This window comes from Streptomyces sp. NPDC059201, from assembly GCF_042754585.1.
In the GTDB taxonomy this organism is placed as follows: Bacteria; Actinomycetota; Actinomycetes; order Streptomycetales; family Streptomycetaceae; genus Streptomyces.
In genome coordinates this window covers 117,695-134,037 of the sequence record NZ_JBHZBB010000010.1, presented here as the reverse complement: position 1 = coordinate 134,037, position 16,343 = coordinate 117,695, and the positions used below count along the sequence as shown (strand labels likewise).

12 protein-coding genes are annotated in these 16,343 nt (G+C 72.9%); 9 read left to right on the top strand and 3 right to left on the bottom strand.

Annotated features, from left to right (window positions below):
* The first annotated feature begins 21 nt into the window (after positions 1 to 21).
* From ACFXMG_RS28715 to ACFXMG_RS28685, 7 genes are all read left to right on the top strand, one after another.
* Positions 22 to 1,545: an alpha-N-arabinofuranosidase gene (locus ACFXMG_RS28715; RefSeq protein WP_383828892.1), complete on the top strand. Its 1,524-nt coding sequence runs from the start codon at positions 22 to 24 to the stop codon at positions 1,543 to 1,545.
* Positions 1,546 to 1,729: 184 nt separating this feature from the next.
* Entirely contained in the window at positions 1,730 to 3,019 is a 1,290-nt protein-coding gene (locus ACFXMG_RS28710; protein ID WP_383828890.1) for an ABC transporter substrate-binding protein, read from the top strand.
* A complete protein-coding gene (locus ACFXMG_RS28705; protein WP_383828888.1) occupies positions 3,019 to 4,053 on the top strand; it encodes an ABC transporter permease subunit in 1,035 nt (344 codons plus the stop codon). Before ACFXMG_RS28710 ends, ACFXMG_RS28705 begins: the two co-directional genes overlap by 1 nt.
* Entirely contained in the window at positions 4,050 to 4,907 is an 858-nt protein-coding gene (locus ACFXMG_RS28700) for a carbohydrate ABC transporter permease (RefSeq protein ID WP_383828886.1), read from the top strand. Before ACFXMG_RS28705 ends, ACFXMG_RS28700 begins: the two co-directional genes overlap by 4 nt.
* The gene (locus tag ACFXMG_RS28695) at positions 4,904 to 5,509 is read left to right on the top strand and encodes a hypothetical protein (protein ID WP_383828884.1); all 606 of its coding nucleotides are present in this window, start codon (positions 4,904 to 4,906) and stop codon (positions 5,507 to 5,509) included. Before ACFXMG_RS28700 ends, ACFXMG_RS28695 begins: the two co-directional genes overlap by 4 nt.
* A gap of 96 nt (positions 5,510 to 5,605) precedes the next feature.
* Entirely contained in the window at positions 5,606 to 8,338 is a 2,733-nt protein-coding gene (locus ACFXMG_RS28690; protein ID WP_383828882.1) for a Tat pathway signal sequence domain protein, read from the top strand.
* Between the two features lie 16 nt (positions 8,339 to 8,354).
* Positions 8,355 to 9,440, top strand: coding sequence for a rhamnogalacturonan acetylesterase (locus ACFXMG_RS28685; protein ID WP_383828880.1), 1,086 nt, complete (start codon positions 8,355 to 8,357; stop codon positions 9,438 to 9,440).
* 76 nt (positions 9,441 to 9,516) lie between these two features.
* Here ACFXMG_RS28685 and ACFXMG_RS28680 read toward each other — a convergent pair whose 3' ends face one another.
* Together ACFXMG_RS28680 and ACFXMG_RS28675 are read right to left on the bottom strand one after the other, a co-directional pair.
* Positions 9,517 to 10,350 carry an ABC transporter permease gene (locus tag ACFXMG_RS28680; RefSeq protein WP_383828878.1) on the bottom strand — a complete coding sequence of 278 codons (834 nt, stop codon included), beginning with the start codon at positions 10,348 to 10,350 and terminating at the stop codon, positions 9,517 to 9,519.
* A complete protein-coding gene (locus tag ACFXMG_RS28675) occupies positions 10,347 to 11,255 on the bottom strand; it encodes an ABC transporter ATP-binding protein (protein WP_383828876.1) in 909 nt (302 codons plus the stop codon). The genes ACFXMG_RS28680 and ACFXMG_RS28675 overlap by 4 nt, the downstream gene beginning before the upstream one ends.
* 132 nt (positions 11,256 to 11,387) lie before the next feature.
* Here ACFXMG_RS28675 and ACFXMG_RS28670 point away from each other — a divergent pair, with 132 nt between their 5' ends.
* Entirely contained in the window at positions 11,388 to 12,560 is a 1,173-nt protein-coding gene (locus tag ACFXMG_RS28670) for a sensor histidine kinase (protein WP_383828874.1), read from the top strand.
* Entirely contained in the window at positions 12,557 to 13,234 is a 678-nt protein-coding gene (locus tag ACFXMG_RS28665) for a response regulator (RefSeq protein WP_383828872.1), read from the top strand. Before ACFXMG_RS28670 ends, ACFXMG_RS28665 begins: the two co-directional genes overlap by 4 nt.
* Positions 13,235 to 13,244: 10 nt before the next feature.
* Here the strand turns inward: ACFXMG_RS28665 and ACFXMG_RS28660 are convergent, their stop codons facing one another.
* Positions 13,245 to 16,184: a glycoside hydrolase family 2 TIM barrel-domain containing protein gene (locus tag ACFXMG_RS28660; RefSeq protein WP_383828870.1), complete on the bottom strand. Its 2,940-nt coding sequence runs from the start codon at positions 16,182 to 16,184 to the stop codon at positions 13,245 to 13,247.
* Between the last annotated feature and the right edge of the window lie 159 nt (positions 16,185 to 16,343).

The window sequence follows — 16,343 nt, the reverse complement described above, 5'->3', positions numbered from 1 at the left end:
TTTCGAACGAGAGGGATTCGCGTGTCACGTCCCGAGCGCACCGCCCGCACCGCCCGCTTCACCCTCGACCCCGACTTCACCGTCGGCCCCGTCGACCCCCGCCTCTTCGGCTCCTTCATCGAGCACCTGGGCCGCTGCGTCTACACCGGCGTGTACGAGCCCGGCCACCCCGCCGCCGACGCCGACGGCCTGCGCACCGACGTCCTCGACCTCGTGCGCGAGCTCGGCGTCACCGTCGTGCGCTACCCCGGCGGCAACTACGTCTCCGGCCACCGCTGGGAGGACGGCGTCGGCCCGGCCAAGGACCGCCCGCGCCGGCTCGACGTCGCCTGGCGCACCACCGAGTCCAACCGCTTCGGCCTGAGCGAGTTCATGGGCTTCCTGCGCAAGCTCGGCCCCGGCGCCGAGCCGATGATGGCGGTGAACCTCGGCACCCGGGGCGTCGCCGAGGCGATGGACCTCGTCGAGTACGCCAACCATCCCGGCGGCACCGCCCTCTCCGACCTGCGGGCGGGCCACGGCGACAAGGACCCGTTCGGCATCCGCCTGTGGTGCCTGGGCAACGAGATGGACGGCACCTGGCAGACCGGCCAGAAGACGGCCGAGGAGTACGGACGGCTCGCCGCCCAGACCGCCCGCGCGCTGCGCCAGATCGACCCGGACCTCGAACTCGTCGCCTGCGGCAGCTCCGCGCGCGACCTGCCGACCTTCGCGTCCTGGGAGGCGACGGTGCTGGCGGAGACGTACGAGGTCGTCGACCACGTCTCGCTGCACGCCTACTACGAGGAGACCGACGGCGACCGCGACTCCTTCCTCGCCTCCGCCGTCCACATGGAGGCGTTCATCGAGGAGGTGGTCGCCACCTGCGACCACGTGGCCGCCCGGCTGAAGTCGGACAAGCGGCTGACGCTCTCCTTCGACGAGTGGAACGTCTGGTACCAGCGCCGCCCCAACCCGCACCCCTTCGAGGACTGGCAGGAGGCCCCGCGCCTCCTGGAGGACGTCTACACGGTCACCGACGCCGTCGTCTTCGGCTCGCTCGTCATCACGCTGCTGCGGCACGCCGACCGGATCGCGGTGGCCTGCCTCGCCCAGCTGGTGAACGTGATCGCGCCGATCATGACCGAGCCCGGCGGTCCCGCCTGGCGGCAGACCACCTTCTTCCCCTTCGCCCAGGCCGCGCGGTACGGACGCGGGACCGTGCTCGACGTGCGCCCGGTCTCGCCCGGGTACCGCACCGAGAAGTACGGCGAGGTGCCGCTGCTGCACGCGACCGCCGTGCGGGCCGAGGACGGGAGCGTGACGGTCTTCGCGGTCAACCGCGACCGGGAGAGGGCGCTGCCGCTCGAAGTGGCCCTGCGGGGCTGCGGACTGGAGCGGGTGGTGGAGCACAGCGCGCTCGCCGACGCCGATCCGGAGGCGTGCAACACCCTGGCCGAACCCGACCGGGTGGTGCCCCACGAGGTGGCCGGCGCGCGGCTCGCGGACGGGGTGCTGAGGGCCGTCCTGGAGCCGATGTCGTGGAACGTCGTCCGGCTCGCCTGACCCCCTCTGGGCATCCCTCTCGGCATCCCTCTCTTTGAATCCTTTCATCGTGGGGGCGTCCACCGCCTCTTCGAAGCGCTTCGAAAGATCCTGTCCGAAGCGTTGACGTGGCTGACGGGCAACCCTACGGTGACCCAGCAAGCGCTTTCCTGAAACGTTCTAATCACGCGCGGGAGGACGAACTGTGCGTACTCAAGGCACTGTCGACCGTCGGAGTCTGCTGAAGATCACGGGTGGCTCGGTGGCGGCACTCGGCCTGACCGCGGCGGGCTGCGGAAGCGGCTCCGACTCGGCCGGCGGCGACGGCACCGTCACCATCCGGTACACCTGGTGGGGCTCCGACGACCGCGCCAAGCGGATCAACCAGTCCATCGCCCTCTTCGAGAAGAAGTTCCCGAAGATCAAGGTCAAGACCGACTTCCAGCCCTACGCCGACTTCTGGAAGAAGTTCAACACCCAGGCGTCCGGCGGCAACACCCCCGACGTCTTCCAGAACGCCATCGGCTTCCTGCGCAAGTACGACGCCAAGAACGTCCTCCTCGACCTGCGCGGGCAGGTCGAGGCCGGGAACCTCCGCATGGAGGGCTTCCGGGCCGGACTCGACACCTTCGGCGAGGTCGACGGCAAGCTGCTCGGCGTCCCCGTCGGCAGCAACTCGATGGCCCTCGTCATCGACCGGGCCGTCTTCGACAGGGCCAAGGTCACCCCGAAGCCCGGCTGGACCTGGGACGAGTACCACGACGCCCTGGCGAAGATCCAGGAGACCGCCGGAAGGGCCGGCGACGCCGGGCCGTACGGCATCATGTACCTCTACGACATGTACCTGCGCCAGCAGGGCAAGGCGTTCTTCACCGCCTCCGGACTCGGCTTCACCGAGGCCGATCTGACGGACTGGTGGACCAAGGCGTCCGAGCGGCTGAAGTCCGGCGTCTACGCCGACCCCAAGAAGACCATCCAGGCCAAACCGAAGTCCGCCGTCACCGCCGAACTCGCCGGCTGCGAGTTCACCTGGGACAACTTCGCCGTCCGCTACACCGCCGAGGGCAAGAGCCAGTACGGCCTCGCCCCCATCCCCACCACCGACGGCAAGCGCACCGGCCAGTACCTCGGCTCGCTCATGCTCAGCGCCTCCAAGCGCACCAAGCACCCCAAGGAGGTCGCCCAGTTCATCGACTTCATGGTCCACGACCCCGAGGTCGGCACGATCATGGGATACGACCGGGGCGTCCCCGCCACCGAGGCCCAGAACGCGGCCTACGTGCCCACCGACGAGGTCGGCCAGCAGATCGCCGCGTACGAGAAGCAGCTCGTCGAGTCCCGCGTCCTGGAGCCGATCACCCCGCACCCGGCCGGCGCCGACGTCTGCGAGGCGGCCTTCCTGCGCCTCTCCGAGGAGATGTCCCTGGGCACCCGGAGCGTCCCCGACGCGGTGAAGCAGTACTTCACCGAGGCGAAGACGGCCCTCTCCTCCTGATGGACGCCCCCGTGAGCACCGTACCGACCCCCGCCGCCCCGGACACCCCGGAAGCGGCACCGCCGGGGAAGGGGACCGCGCCAACGGCCCCCGCCCCCGGCGGCGGGCGCCCCCGCCCGGCGGCGGGCCGCGCCCCCCGGTCCCGCACCGCCCGCGAGAACCTCGCCGGCTACCTCTTCATGTCCCCGTGGATCGCCGGCTTCCTGCTGCTGACCGCGGGCCCCATGGCCGTCTCGCTCTACTTCGCCTTCACCGACTACAACCTCTTCGACGCCCCCCGGTGGATCGGGCTCGACAACTTCACCGAGATGTTCGGCGACCCCCGCTGGCGCACCTCCGTCGAGGTCACCGGCTGGTACGTGGTCCTCGGCACCCCGCTCAAACTCGCCGCCGCCCTCGCCGTCGCCGTCCTCCTCAACCAGAGCCGGCGCGGACAGGGCTTCTACCGGGCCGCGTTCTACGCCCCCTCGCTCATCGGCGCCAGCGTCTCCATCGCCATCGTCTGGCGCGCCCTCTTCGCCGACGACGCCCCCGTCGACCGCGCGCAGCAACTGATCGGCCTCGACCCCGGCGGCTGGATCGGCGACCCCGACCGGATCCTCTACGCCCTGATCGCGCTCACCGTCTGGCAGTTCGGCGCCCCCATGGTCATCTTCCTCGCCGGGCTCAAGCAGGTGCCCCGCGAGCTGTACGAGGCCGCGCAGATGGACGGCGCCGGACCCTGGCGCCGGTTCTGGAGCATCACCCTGCCGATGATCTCCCCGGTGCTCTTCTTCAACGTGCTCCTGGAGACCATCCACTCCTTCCAGATCTTCGGCTCCGCCTACATCATCGGCAGCCAGGGCAACGCCTGCGGACCGGCGGACGGCACGCTCGTCTACACCTGTTACCTCTACGTCCAGGGCTTCGAGAACAGCCGCATGGGCCTCGCCTCCGCGATGGCCTGGATGCTGCTGCTCGCCGTCGGCCTGGTCACGGCGGTCCTGTTCTGGTCCCAGCGGCGCTGGGTGCACTACGAGGAGGGGGGCCGATGAGCCTCGTCCGCACCGGGGCACGGCGGTGGAACGCCGGCTCCGCCGCCTGGCACCTCGGCTCGCTCGCCGTCCTCGCCGTGGTCCTCTACCCGGTGATCTGGGTGATCGGCGGCTCGTTCAAGCCGAACGACGAGATCGTCGGCAGCGTGAACGTCCTCCCGACGGACCCCATCACCGACAACTACCGGCGGCTCGCCGACGGCATCGCCGACATCCCCATCTCCACCTTCTTCGGCAACTCGCTCTTCCTGGCGCTCGCCTCGGTCGTCGGCGTGCTGATCTCCAGCTCGCTCGCCGCCTACGCCTTCGCCAAGATCGGCTTCGCGGGCCGCAACCTGCTCTTCACGCTGATGATCGGCACCCTGCTGCTGCCGTACCACGTGCTGCTCATCCCGCAGTACGTGCTCTTCCAGAAGCTCGACCTGATCAACACGTACACGCCGCTGTTGCTCGGCAAGTACCTCGCCGTGGACGCCTTCTTCGTCTTCCTGATGGTCCAGTTCATGCGCGCCCTGCCCAAGGAGCTGGACGAGGCGGCGCGGCTGGACGGTTGCGGGCACTTGCGGACCTACTGGTCGATCGTGCTGCCGCTCTGCCGGCCCGCGCTCATCACCAGCGCGATCTTCACCTTCATCAACGCGTGGAACGACTTCATGGGCCCGCTGATCTACCTCAACGAACCCGAGAAGTACACGGTCTCGCTCGGCCTCAAGATGTTCGTCGACCAGGACGGCGTCGCCAACTACGGCGGCATGATCGCGATGTCCCTGGTGGCGCTGCTGCCCGTGGTCGCGTTCTTCCTCGCCTTCCAGCGGTACCTCATCGACGGCATGGCCACCTCGGGGCTCAAGTGACGGCCGCCGGAGCCCCGGTGCGCGGCGCGCGGTTCCTCGCCCGGTTCGGGGTCTTCGCCGAGTGCCTCCTGACGGGGGTGTGGATCGCCGTCGCCGCGCTCCCGCTCGTCACCCTGCCGGCGGCGCTCGCCGCGGGCGCGGGGCACCTGCGGCGCTCGGTCGAGGGCGAGGAGACGGGGGCACGCTCCTTCGCGGCCGACCTGCGCGCTGCCCTGCGCGGCGGCGGCTGGGCGGCGGGCCTGGGCTATGCGGCCACGCTCGCCGTGGTCCTGGCCGACCTCTCCCTCGTACGCGCGCTGCCGGTGCCCGGCGGCCGCGCGGCCGGAGCCCTGGCGATCCTCGCGGCGCTCTGGGCGACCGTCACCCTGCTCCGGGCGGCCACCGCCTGGCGCCCGGGCGCCTCCTGGCGAACCCTCCTTCCCGCCGCCGGGCGCCGCTCCCTGCAAGACCCGCCCGGCTCCCTCCTCATCATCTGCGGCCTGGCCGTCGTGGCCGCCTCGGCCTGGTTCTCCGCCCCCCTGGCCCTCCCCGCCCTGGGCCTCCTCCCGGCCGCCACCCTGGCCGCCGAACACCGCACGGGCACCGCTCCCGCGCACGCCTGACCCTTCCGCCGTCCGGCACGAGCGCCAGCCGCGTCGGTCCCCGCTCCCCACCCCTCCCGCAGGCATGCCTTCGGCATGCCCTCGAAAGGAGTCTCCGTGTCTTCGATACCTCGTCGTTCCCTTCTCAAGGCGGCTGCCGTCGCCGGTGCCGCCGCTCAGTTCAGCTGGGTGCTCGGCCGGAGCGAGGCGCAGGCGGCGCCCTCCGCCGAGGCGGTCGCCGAGGAGCGGCCCGCGAGCATCGGGTGGCTGGAGCCCGGGGGGCTCGGGGCCGCCGGGGGGTCCACCTTCGGTGTCGCCTGGGCCAGGGGCGTGCACCCGGGCGACCGGGAGTTCGCGCTCACCACCGCCGACGGCGTCCCCGTCCCCGTCCAGACGTGGACCACCGCCCGCTGGCCCGACGGCTCCCTCAAGTGGACCGCCCACGCGGTCGGCCCCGAGGCGGCCGGCGCCGAACGCTACTCCCTCGCCCCCGGCGTGCCCGCGACGGGCGCGAAGACCGTCACCGTCACCGACTCCGGCCGCCGGATCACCGTCGACACCGGCGTCGTCAGGGCGGTGCTGCGCAAGGACGGCGGCAAGCTGGTCGAGTCCCTGACCCGCGACGGCGTCAAGATCGCGACCGACGGACGGCTCGTGCTGCTCCGGCAGAGCGACCTCGACGACGGCGACCACGGCAACGCCAAGTGGGAGCGGTTCGACGGCGAGATCTCCGGCGCCGTCGTGGAACAGTCCGGACCCGTCCGGGCCGTCGTCCGGATCGACGGCAAGCACCGCAAGGGAAGCCGCAGTTGGCTGCCCTTCTCGATCCGGCTCTACTTCCACGCCGGCTCCGAGGCCCTCCGCATGATCCACACGATCACCTTCGACGGCGACCAGGACAAGGACTTCATCCGCGGCCTCGGCGTCCGCTTCTCCGTCCCGATGCGCGACGCCTTCCACGACCGGCACATCCGCCTCGCCGGCGAGGACGCGGGCTTCCTCACCGAGGCCGTCCAGGGCATCACCGGCCTGCGCCGCGACCCCGGCGCCGCCGTCCGCACCGCCCAGGTCAAGGGCGAGAAGCTGCCCGACCCGGCCACCTGGGACCAGCGCGTCACCAGCCGCCTCGCGTACATCCCCACCTGGGGCGACTACACCCTCTCCCAGCTCTCCGCCGACGGCTTCGGCATCCGCAAGCGCACCAAGCCCGGCCACGGCTGGATCCCCGCCGGCGGCGGCCGCCGCGCGAACGGCTTCGGCTACGTCGGCGGCGCGAGCGGCGGACTCTCCTTCGGCCTGCGGGACTTCTGGCAGAAGCACCCCGCCCAGCTCGACATCAGGGGCGCCGCGGGCGACGAGGCCGAGGTCACCCTCTGGCTCTGGTCCCCCGAGGCCCAGCCCATGGACCTGCGCTTCTACCACGACGGCATGGGCCAGGACACCTTCCCCGAGCAGATCGAGGGCCTCAACATCACCTACGAGGACTACGAGCCCGGCTTCGGCACCCCCTACGGCATCGCCCGCACCAGCGAGCTCATGTTCTGGGCCAACGCCTCCACCCCGACCACCGCCGCCCTCGTCGCCCAGGCCGCCGCCGTCCGCGTCCCGCCGCAGCTCGCCGCGAGCCCCGAGGACCTCGTCCGGGCCCGCGTCTTCGGCGGACTGTTCTCGCCCGTCGACCGCTCCACCCCCGCCAGGGCGAGGATCGAGGACCGCCTCGACTACCTCTTCACCTACTACAAGGACCAGGCCGAGCAGCGCCGCTGGTACGGCTTCTGGGACTACGGCGACATCATGCACACCTACGACGAGGACCGGCACCAGTGGCGGTACGACATCGGCGGCTACGCCTGGGACAACTCCGAGCTCTCGCCCGACCTGTGGCTCTGGTACGCCTACCTCCGCTCCGGCCGCGCCGACGTCTTCCGCTTCGCCGAGGCCATGACCCGCCACACCGGCGAGGTCGACGTCTACCACCTCGGCACCTGGGCCGGCCTCGGCACCCGCCACGGCGTCCAGCACTTCGCCGACAGCGCCAAGCAGCAGCGGATCTCCACCGCCGTCTACCGCCGCCCCTACTACTTCCTCACCGCCGACGAACGCGTCGGCGACCTCATGCACGACCTGGTCGACTCCGACGAGACCTTCCTCGCCCTCGACCCCATCCGCAAGATCCGCACCGAGCCCTACACCCCCGACCGCCACGCCCTCTCCATCGGCTTCGGCACCGACTGGAGCGGACTCGCCGCCGCCTGGCTCACCGAGTGGGAGCGCGGCGGCCCCAAGGCCGCCAAGGCCGAGGCCCGCCTGCGCTCCACCATGGAGACCATCGCCGCCCAGCCCAACGGCTTCGTCCAGGGCACCGGCCTCTACGACCTCGACACCGGCCGCTTCGCCGTCGCCACCGAGCCCGCCGTCGGCGTCTCCCACCTCTCCGCCATGTTCGGCCTCGTCGAGATGTGCGCCGAACTCATCGACCTCATCGACCAGCCCGCCTTCAAGGCCGCCTGGCTCGACTACTGCCGTTACTTCAACGCCTCCAAGACCGAACAGGCCGCCCGCTACGGCAAGAATTTCGGAACCCTCCTCCTCTTCCAGGGCCACTCCCGCCAGGACGCCTACGCCGCCGCCCAGCTGAACGACACCAAGCTCGCCCAGCGCGCCTGGGCCAAGTTCGACAAGAGCGACGGCTACACCTCCGCGATGGTCTGGGACAAGACGCCCGTGCAGGGCCCCGCCGCCCTCGAACCCGGCTACGAACACCTCTGGATCAGCACCAACACCACCGCCCTCTACGGCCTCGCGGCCATCCAGAACCTCGCCCTCGTCGGCGACCACCTCCCCGCGTGACCTCCGGAGACCCCCGATGAAGAGGACCACCGCCCTCGCGGCGAGCGTGCTCGCCCTGCTCGCCGCCACCGCACCCACCGCCCACGCCGACCGCTCCCCAGCCGGCCCTTCCCACGGCACCTCCCCCAGCCACTCCCACGGCCAGGGCCTCGACCACTGCGCCGCCACCGCGACCGGCACCCTCGCCTGCCACTTCGACATCGCCCCCGGCACCTACGACGTCACCGTCACCCTCGGCGGCGACACCGCCGGGGCGACCGCCATCAGCGGCGAGACCCGGCGCGCCCTGCTCGCCGAGACCCCGACCGGGGCCGGCGAGCGGGTCCGCCGCTCCTTCACCGTCGACGTCCGCGACCCGGAGGGCGAGCCGACCGGTCCCGCCGGAACCTCCGGCCTCGACCTCCTGCTCGGCGGCGCCGCCCCGCGCGTCACCTCCCTCCGCGTCACCCCCGCACCCACCGCGACCCGCCTCTTCCTCATCGGCGACTCCACCGTCTGCGACCAGGCCGCCGACCCGTACACCGGCTGGGGCCAGCAGCTCCCCGTCCACTTGAAGCGGGGCGTCTCCGTCGCCAACCACGCCGACTCCGGCGAGAGCACCGTCACCTTCCTCGCCGACCCCGCCCTCTTCGAACGCGTCGAGGCTCGGATCCGGCCCGGCGACCCGGTCCTCATCCAGCTCGCCCACAACGACAAGCAGACCGACGCCGCCACCTACCGGGCCAACCTCACCACCCTCGTCGAGCGGGTACGCGCCCAGGGCGGCGAACCCGTCCTCGTCACCCCCGTCGTCCGCCGCTGGTTCAACGCGGACGGCACCCTGAACAACGGCACCGCCCTCCTCGTCAACGGCCTCGGCGTCGACCACCCGGCCGAGATCCGCGCCCTCTCCACCTCCCTCGGCACCCCGCTGATCGACCTCACCGCCCTGACCCGGGCCCGGGTCGAACAGCTCGGCCCCGAGGCGTCCAAGGCGCTCTACCTGACGACCGAGAAGCGGGACAACACCCACACCTCGGTCCGCGGCGCCATCGAATACGCCGCCCTCGTCGCCGCCGAACTGGAGGCCCGGCGCATCCTCCCGCAACGCAGCTTCCGCTAGGCCGAGTCCGGCCCGGGGTCTCCAGTCCGGCCTGGCGCTCCCGGCCGGGTCCAGCCCGGGCCCGGCCGGGCCCGCGTCAGACGTCCCGGTGACGGACCGCCACCACGGTTATGAGGAACCCGGCGACCGCCCAGCCGCCCAGGACGGCCCACGCCTCGGGCACCGTCACCGGGTACGCCTCCAGCACCGGCCGGGCCGGATTGCGGACCAGCGCCGACCACGCGCTGAGCGGCATGAGATTGCCGGTCTCCTTCACCCATCGATAGGTCTCTCCCTGGAAGAGCGCGGGAAGGAGCAGAAGCGTCCCGATCACGGCGACGATCGAGCCGGCCGCGTGCCGGACGAGCGCGCCCGCCGCCATCCCCGTCAGCGCGCACACGGGGGCGAGGAGGGCCGAGCCCACGACGGCCCGCAGCGCCCCCGGATCGGCCAGGGAGAGACCGCCGTGGTCTCTCAGCAGCGCCTGGGTCAGCCCGAAGGACAGGAGCGCGACGACCGTGCCGAGGACCAGCGTCACCGCCGTCACCACCGCCGCCTTCGCCATGACGACGGCCCGCCGGTCCGGCACGGCGGTGAACGTGGTGTGGGCCAGCCCCGTCGTGTACTCGCCGGAGACCGCGACCGCGCCGAGGCAGGCGGCGATCACCATCAGTATCTGCCACGCCGGATCGACGAAGGCCGCTCCGAGCGGGTCGTACGCCAGCCCCGCCACCTCGGGCAGTTCGGAGAGCCGGTCGGCGTTCGACCGCGCCGCGTTCACGTTGATGCCGGTGACGACCAGCGCGCCCACACCGAGGACGAGCGGCGTCGACCGCAGGGACCACAGCTTGGTCCACTCGGCGGCGAGCGGATGCCGGAACCGGGGCGGCGCCTCGGCCGGCGGGAGACGGACGGGAAGGGACGTGGTCATCGGGTCGCTCCGAACTCGACGCGGTCGGCGGTCAGTTCCAGGAAGGCGTCCTCCAGGGACGCGGCCAGCGGGGTCAGGGCGTGCAGCGGCACCCGGTGCGCGCAGGCGAGGTCGCCCAACCGCTCGGCGGTCGCGCCGGTCACCGTCCAGCTCCCGTCGTCCTCGGCCCGGACCACCGCCCCGGCCTCCTCACGCAGCGCGACCGCGAGCGCGTCCGGCGACGGGGTGCGGACCGTGACTCCGCGCAGTCCGCTGCGGGCCGCGAAGGACTCCAGGGACTCGTCGGCGACGAGCCGCCCGCGCCCGACGACGATCAGCTCGTCCGCGGTGTGCTCCATCTCCCGCATGAGGTGACTCGACAACAGCACCACCCGCCCCTCCGCCGCCAGGCTCCGGAACAGGCCCCGCGCCCAGCGCACCCCCTCCGGATCCAGGCCGTTCAGCGGCTCGTCGAAGAGCAGGACCGGGGGATCGCCGAGCAGCGCGGCGGCGATGCCCAGGCGCTGTTTCATGCCGAGGGAGAAGCCGCCTATCCGGCGGTCCGCCGCGCTCTCGAGCCCCACGGCCCCGAGCACCTCGGCGACCCGGCGGGCCGGCAGCCCGTTCCCCCGTGCGAGCGCGGTCAGATGGGCCCGGGCCGTGCGGCCCCCGTGGACCTCGTGGGCGTCGAGGAGCGCGCCGACGTGGCGCAGCCCCCGGGGCCGGTCGCGGAACGGGCGCCCGCCGACCGTGACCACCCCGGCGGTCGGGGTCGTCAGGCCGAGCACCATCCGCAGCGTCGTGGACTTCCCGGCCCCGTTCGGGCCGAGGAATCCGGTCACCCGGCCCGGCCGGACGGTGAAGCTCAGCCGGTCGACCGCGGTGACGGGTCCGTAGCGTTTCGTGAGTTCGTTCGCTTCGATCACGCTTCCACGCTGCCGCCCCGGCCACGTGCCCCGCATCGGCCCGCGGGCGAATTCCCGGCCCCGCGATGTCACCCCTGGGTGTAAGCCCGCGGGCCGATGCGCGGCGGGCCCGGAGCTTCCTAGGATCGCCGCATGACCGTCCACCCGGCCGTGTCCGGCGCCCTGACCTGGGCCGCCGCGCTCGCCCACCCTGTCCTGCTGTACGTCGCGGTGCTCAACACCGCCGAACCCAGCGGCCGTCGGCTCGTGCTGCCGGCGCTGCTCTCCGTGCTCCTGCTGCCGCTGCTCCTGCGCAGACCGGTGGTGGCGCTCGCGGTGCTGCTGGCGGGCTCGTTCCCGGCGGCGGTGACCGCGGCCTCCCGGCTCGCGGCCCTGTACGGCCCCGGCACGGACACCGGCTGGCAGCTCGGACAGGTCCAGGCCGTCGTCACCGACCTCGCCGTCGGGTACGTGGCCGCCACCCGCAGACTCCGCACGGCACTCGTCTGCGCCGCCGCGGCCCTCGCCGGCCAGGCCACGGCCCTCGCCTACAGCCATACGGGCTCGGACGGTTACGTATCGAACCTCGTCGTCCTCGCGCTGATGATCGCGCTCGCATGCACCGGTGGTCACCTCCTGCGCGAGCGGCGCGAGCACGCCGAGGAACTGCGGACCCGGGCGGCCGCCGAGGCCGTCACCGCCGAACGGCTCCGCATCGCCCGCGAACTGCACGACATGGTCGCCCACAGCATCGGCGTCATCGCCATCCAGGCGGGCGTCGGCCGCCGGGTCGCCGGCACCCGCCCCGACGAGGCGGTCCGCGCGCTCGGCGCCATAGAGAGCAGCGGGAAGGAGACCCTCGCCGGACTGCGCCGGATGCTCGTCGCCCTGCGGGCGGACGACCCCGAGTCGGCGCCCCGCGACCCCGCCCCCGGGCTCGCGGACCTCGACCGGCTCGTGACCACCACCGCCGACGCGGGCGTCCGCGTCGGCCTGGAGCGGCGCGGCGACACGCGCCCCCTGCCGCTGGACGTCGAGCTCGCGGCCTACCGGATCGTGCAGGAAGGACTGACGAACGTGGTACGACACGCCGGGACCGACCGCTGCCAGGTCGTCGTGGACCTGCGGCCCGACGCCCTCAGCGTCGAGATTCTCGACGAGGGCCACGGCCCCGCAGCCCGCGCCCGGGCCGGCGGCGCCGGATACGGCATCACCGGCATGCGGGAGCGGGCCACCCTGTTGCGCGGCCAGTTCACCGCCGGACCCCGGCCCGAAGGCGGCTTCCGGGTCGCCGCCCGCCTGCCCCTCCCGGAAGGGACACCATGAACCCCACCCCCATCCGGCTGCTCCTCGTCGACGACCAGCCCCTGATCAGGACCGCGCTGCGCCTCCTGGCGGCTGAGACCCCCGACCTGCACGTCGTCGGGGAGGCGGCGGACGGCGCGCAGGCCGTCGCCCTGGCCGAGGAGACCCGGCCCGACGTCGTCCTCATGGACGTACGGATGCCCGGCATGGACGGCATCGAGGCGACCCGGCTCATCACCGGGGGCCCCAGCGGCGCCCGCGTCCTCGTCCTCACCACCTTCGACGACGACGAGAACGTCTTCGGAGCCCTGCGCGCCGGAGCCAGCGGCTTCCTCGTCAAGGACATGGACCTCGACGACATCCTGGGCGCGGTCCGGGTGGTCGCCTCCGGAGACGCCCTGATAGCTCCCGCCGTGACAGGACGTCTGATCGCCGCCTTCGCCGAGCGGCCCCACCCGGCCCCGCAGGCGGCCGCGCCCCGCCCGCTGCCGCCGGCCGTCACCGACCGCGAGCGGGAGGTCCTCACCCTCGTGGGGCGTGGCCTGTCCAACCAGGAGATCGCCGGAGAGCTCTTCATCAGCCCGGCCACCGCCAAGGCCCATGTGGCCCGGCTGCTCACCAGGCTCACCGCCCGCGACCGCATCCACCTGGTCATCCTGGCCTACGAGTTCGGGCTGGTGGCTCCCCGTGCGTGAGCGACCGGGGTCAGCCCGTGACCGGTGTGACCGGCGTGACCGGCGTGAACGAGAGGGCGAAGGACGACGGGGCCGCGTCCAGGCGGTGGGCGGGCAGCACGCCGGGGCCGCAGGACTGGGAGCCGATGCCGTGCAGGGCGTGGTCCAGGTTCAGCCAGAGCGTGTCGCCCGGGACCAGGTCGGGGAGGTGCGCGGCGGCGTCCAGCTCGGCGTGCGTCCAGCGCCGGGCGGTGAACCAGAACGACGGCTCGCCCTCGACGCGTACGCCCGCACACCCGCCGACGCCCGTACCCACGCCCACACGCTCGCCCACACGCTCGCCCGTCAGTTCCAGCCAACGGGTGTCGATCCGGGCGCCGTTCTCCTGGGGGCGTATGTAGGGGGTCTGGAGGCCGGACACCGTGGACTCCCAGAGGCCGAGGCGGGCCGCCGCGCGGGTGTCCGGGTACGCCTCGCCGGGGCCCCCGCCGTACCAGACCGCCCGGTCGAGCGCGGCCGGCAGGCCGAGGCGGACCCCGAGCCGGGGGAGCGGCACCGTCCACTCGCCCTCGGGCACGACGTCCACGTCCAGCCGTGCCGTCGTGCCGCTCGCGGTCCAGCGGTACGTGACGGCGAGCCCGAAGTCACGGGCGGCGGGTGCCACCCGGGTACGGACGGTCACGCCGTCCGCGTCCACGGACACCCCGTCGGTGCGGTGCCGCATGCGGTGCAGGCCCAACTGCCGCCAGAGCGTGCCGTAGCGCAGGTCGGGCTGCCAGGGCGCGCCCTCGTCGTTGTCCGTCGGCGCCCGCCACACGTCCAGGCCGAACCCGGAGACCGCCAGGCCGCCGAGGGAGACGAGCGCACCCGTGCGCGCGTCGAGCGCGGCCGGGCCGAGGACGACCAGGCCGTCCTCCGTGACGGGGCGTCGGGCCGGGGACGGGTGCGCGAGGGGGCGCGGCCCGGTGACCGGCAGCTGGCCCCAGGCCATCTCGTGGCCGGCCTCCGCCCACGGGGTGGCGGCGGCGAGCACCGCCCGCACCGTCCACATAGTCTCCGCACCCGCCGGATGGTCCGGCGGCTCCGGCAGTGCCACCTCGGCCCGCTCCCCGGCCGCGAGGGGCGGTACCTCCAGGGGGCCCTCCGCGAGCACCCGCCCGTCCGCCTGGAAGGCCCAGGTGAAGGCGTACGCGGACAGGTCGGCCACGTCGTGCAGGTTGGTGACCGCGACCGTGCCGGGCCGCTCGCCGGGCGCGATCCGCACCGGCTCGATCACCTTCTTGTACTCGATCAGGCCCGGCGAGGGCGTGCGGTCCGGGAAGAGCAGCCCGTCGCAGACGAAGTTCCCGTCGTGCAACTCCTCGCCGAAGTCGCCGCCGTAGCCGTACCCGTGGACCGGGTGGACCAGGCCGTGGTCGATCCACTCCCACACGAAGCCGCCCTGGCAGCGCTCGTACGTCTCGAAGAGGCGCTGGTACTCGCTCAGTCCGCCCGGGCCGTTGCCCATCGCGTGCGCGTACTCGCAGAGGATGAAGGGGAGCGTGCGGCGGTGCTCCGGGCCCTCGTCCTCGCGCCGGCCGATCTCCTCGACCTCGGCGTGCGGCGGGTACATCCGGGAGTAGACGTCCACGTCGGGGCAGGATCGGTCGCCCTCGTAGTGCACCGGCCGCGACGGGTCCCGGTCGTGGATCCAGCGGGACATGGCGCTCAGCCCGGCCCCCGTCCCGCACTCGTTGCCCAGCGACCACAGCACCACCGACGGGTGGTTCTTGTCCCGCTCCACCAGCCGGGCCGCCCGGTCGAGCAGCGCGGGAGTCCACCGCTCGTCGTCCACCGGATTGCCGCGCCAGCCCAGCTCCTCGAAGCCGTGGGTCTCCAGGTCGCCCTCGTCGATCACCCACAGGCCGTAGGAGTCGCACAGGTCGAGGAAGGCCGGGTGCGGCGGGTAGTGCGAGGTCCGGACGGCGTTGATGTGGTGCCGCTTCATCAGCTCGACGTCCGCGCGCATCGTGTCCAGGTCCACCGCGCGCCCCGACTCCGGGTGGAACTCGTGCCGGTTCACGCCCCGGAAGAGGATCCGCCGCCCGTTCGCCTTGAGGACGCCGTCCTCGACGTACACCGAACGGAAGCCGATCCGCAGCCCGATCCGCTCCCCGCCGGCCGTCAGCTCCCCCTCGTACAGCCGTGGCACCTCGGCGCTCCACGGCTCCACCGGGACGGTGACCGACTCCCCGGTTGCCAGGTCGAGTCCCAGCTCCGGCACCCGGACCCGGGCGGGCACGTCGCAGTCGACCCGCAGCTCGCCCGTCCCGGCCGTGTGGTCGTACGAGGCGTGCACGAAGAAGTCGCCCGGGGCGCCCTCCGGGCGGTGCAGCAGCGTCACCTCCCGGAAGATGCCGGGCAGCCACCACTGGTCCTGGTCCTCCAGGTACGACCCCGAGGACCACTGGTGGACGCGGACCGCGAGCACGTTGTCCCGCTCCCGCAGCAGCGGCCCGACCGCGAACTCGTGGGCGAGCCGGGAGCCCTTGAACCAGCCCAGCTCCGTGCCGTTCAGCCACACCCGGGCACAGGACTCGACCCCGTCGAAGCGGAGCACCGCCCCGCCCTCCGCGGGCCAGCCGTCCGGCAGGTCGAACCGGCGCAGATGGTCCCCGGTCGGGTTCTCGTCGGGCACGTGCGGAGGATCGACCGGGAAGGGGTAGACGACATTGGTGTACGCGGGCCCGCCGAACTCCCCGTCCTTGCCCTGGAGCACCCAGTGCCCCGGCACGGAGACGGTCCGCCAGGCACCGGCGTCGAAACCGGGCTCGGCGAAGGCGGTGTCCGCCGCGTCGGCGGCGGGGGAGAGGCGGAACGCCCAGTCCCCGCCCAGCGGCAGACGCGCGGCGTCGGAGTCCCCCGTCCAGGCACGCGGCGGCAGCGTGCCCCACTCGGGGGCGAAGGAGGTGTACCAGGGCAGATCGGTCATGGTGCTCCCGTCGGAGGCGAGAAGAGTGGAGGGAAAAGTGGAGTAGACAGCGGTGAGCCGAGTGGAGGGGACGCGGGGATCCCTCACCCGCCAGAAAGCGCTTGCGCGACGGGTTCCATCCCATCGCGCCGCACGCCCCCGCACAACCCCGCACGGACC